General features: G+C 45.8%; 2 protein-coding genes and 1 pseudogene. All 3 read right to left on the bottom strand.

The annotated features are described in order from the left end of the window. A pseudogene (locus K2H17_RS06515) lies at positions 1-224 on the bottom strand (chloramphenicol acetyltransferase); the annotation flags it as partial. Between the two features lie 31 nt (positions 225-255). Continuing rightward, positions 256-1,536 carry a type II toxin-antitoxin system HipA family toxin gene (locus tag K2H17_RS06510; protein WP_300132827.1) on the bottom strand — a complete coding sequence of 427 codons (1,281 nt, stop codon included), beginning with the start codon at positions 1,534-1,536 and terminating at the stop codon, positions 256-258. After that, the gene (locus tag K2H17_RS06505; RefSeq protein ID WP_300132824.1) at positions 1,530-1,889 is read right to left on the bottom strand and encodes a helix-turn-helix transcriptional regulator; all 360 of its coding nucleotides are present in this window, start codon (positions 1,887-1,889) and stop codon (positions 1,530-1,532) included. The genes K2H17_RS06510 and K2H17_RS06505 overlap by 7 nt, the downstream gene beginning before the upstream one ends. Positions 1,890-2,309 lie beyond the last annotated feature (420 nt).

Below are 2,309 nucleotides of genomic sequence, written 5' to 3'. Positions count from 1 at the left end.
ACCCCCTTGGCAATAGCGCAGAAGTTACCGATTATCAGCCTATCACCGATGAACTCATAGAAATGTGTGACGTGCTCTTCAAATCTGTCGGCTCCGTCAACATCATCATAATATGTATAATCGCCGATAATGATTCTTGGATTCTTCACCACATTCTTTATGTAGCAAAGGCTCGGAATCGCCGGGTTGGGAAATGCCTTGTCTTTGTCCGGATATATTTTCATGATTATAGAAATCTTTGTGAAGAAGGATGTATTATATAGAAAGCTTCAAATTCGGCATAATGGCCTCTATCATGGGCTGAGGAACTTCACATTCCCTTGCCAAGAGAGGCCAGCGTGAAGAGACTTCGGCAATACGGTCGATTATTTCAGTAGCTTCCTTTATATTGTTGCGTTTCGCAAATTCCAAAAGGTCTTGGCGGGTTATGTCGTCAAACTTCCCGTTGATTGACATCTGGTGTTGTGCTGTCCATCCGCCTTTCGGATTATAGGCAAATCCCATGTCGTATGCTGGCGAAAGAGTCCATTTGCCTTGTCTGTCCATAAGGAAGGATATGTTCTTGGTATGGTCATCTTGATTGCGGATCACTACATTGAACACCATGCGACGATACATTTCCTGCGCCTGTGAGTATGGCAGTCTCAATGCCCTCATCACGTTGAACGCCTGCTCGTAAGAGTATGAACGGGGATTGCGATAATCATAATGCGCTATGCCACAGAGTGTCTGCATATGAATTTTCTCACCATTCTGACGGTCAAAACGCTTGGTGAGAAAATGGGCGCGTCCATTCTCTTCTATGAGACTGCAATCCGACATTTCTATGCCACATTCCTTTACAAGCCGATAGAAAGAGTATTCCAATCGGCCGAAATTCTGCGTTTCCCTGAATCCGGCTTCGGCGGTTACGCCATCAAGTTTGATTAGATAGTAGTCAAAGCCTTCAGGAGCCTCAATCTGTCCTGAACGGACTTCTCCGGTCAATGGGTTGTAGGCTATGATGGCTTTCGCCCTCTGTCCTCCGGCAGAGGTGCCAAGTCGCACTATTTCGGCTATTGCCGCCTTCTTGTCCTCTTCAAGATTGGCTCCGAACTCTTCTTTTTCAGACAATGCTTCGCTTGCCACTTCAACAAGGGAATCAAGTTCTATCCTGACATCCGGACTATAGGGCGCATCCATGGCCGGTTCAAACTCCAAAGCTCCCATGCAGCGTTTGCCGAGGAAACATAGTGTCTCCACTGCGTTTCCGCTGCTACGACCGGTGAGCGCGAGCCAACGATCAAACATTGCCCGGCCGTAGGTGTCGGGCAATGAATCGGCAAGCATACCGGGAAGCCCCTTGAATGTCTCACGACCTATGTCAGAGAATGAATATATCCTTCCATGACGCACCGGCATTAGAATCGGCGAGGGTTCAAGACCTTTGCCTATGAAGCTTTCGGCATACTCGAAATGTGCCAGCTGGCGATTGTTGTCCCATCGGAATGTTCCGACGGGTTGGCCATACAGGTTTACTCTTGCTATATCTACCATTCTGATTCCTCGATATTAGGTCGTGTGTTGGTCTTGTTGTTACCACTTGCGCGTTTGCGCTGCTTTTTCTTGCTTGCTTCGACAAACTCGAAATATTCATTGGGACTCATCTCATCTTCCTTAATGAGTGACGAGAACACATCCAGTTCGCCAAGTATGCGTAGCAAGCGCATCAAGGAATCGAAATAGCTTATATCGCCTTTCTCGATTCTCTTTAATGTCGTCAATGAGACTTGCGCCTGTTCTGCGAGTGATGTCTGAGTAAAGTTCTGTCGGAGTCGCAGATGCCTTACTTTTTGTCCCAGCCGACGGCGGATTTCACTGTCCGGTAACATGTATATATTCTCTTCCATAGTCGTACTTGCGTCTATTAGACCGCAAATATAGTAACAATAGTTCAAACTACGACTGTTTTTGCAGTTTTTGTCAATTTGAATATAATTGAGTTTTGAGTTTGGGCGGCATCGCGTTTTTCCTGCGTAGACAGGTTATGATGATTCCAAACAAATCGGTGTTTTTGTGGCATTTTAATCGGTGTTTTTGCAGTGTCGGCTTTGAGATTTGCACCCATTAGTGGACACTAATGGTTTTAGATTTATAATGCGCAAAAGTAAGAGGTGGTTATCGGGTGACAAAAATCACCGGATTATAACTCAATCTTGGGGTTGAATAACTCGGCTAACTCTTTGGCGTTCAGTTTGACATACTTGCCACAGCGGAGCTTGGTTATTTTGTATGTTTTGACGTAGTGATACAGTTGGTCACGTGTCAGC

Origin of the sequence: Duncaniella sp. (assembly GCF_029054785.1) — a bacterium.
Classification (GTDB): domain Bacteria; phylum Bacteroidota; class Bacteroidia; order Bacteroidales; family Muribaculaceae; genus Duncaniella.
The sequence above is the reverse complement of the archived record's forward strand: the minus strand, read 5'-3'. Positions and strand labels throughout refer to the sequence as shown.

Coding starts and splice junctions, on each gene's coding strand:
- K2H17_RS06505 (WP_300132824.1), bottom strand. CDS start 1,889: ATGGAAGAGAATATATACATGTTACCGGACAGTGAAATCCGCCGTCGG.
- K2H17_RS06510 (WP_300132827.1), bottom strand. CDS start 1,536: ATGGTAGATATAGCAAGAGTAAACCTGTATGGCCAACCCGTCGGAACA.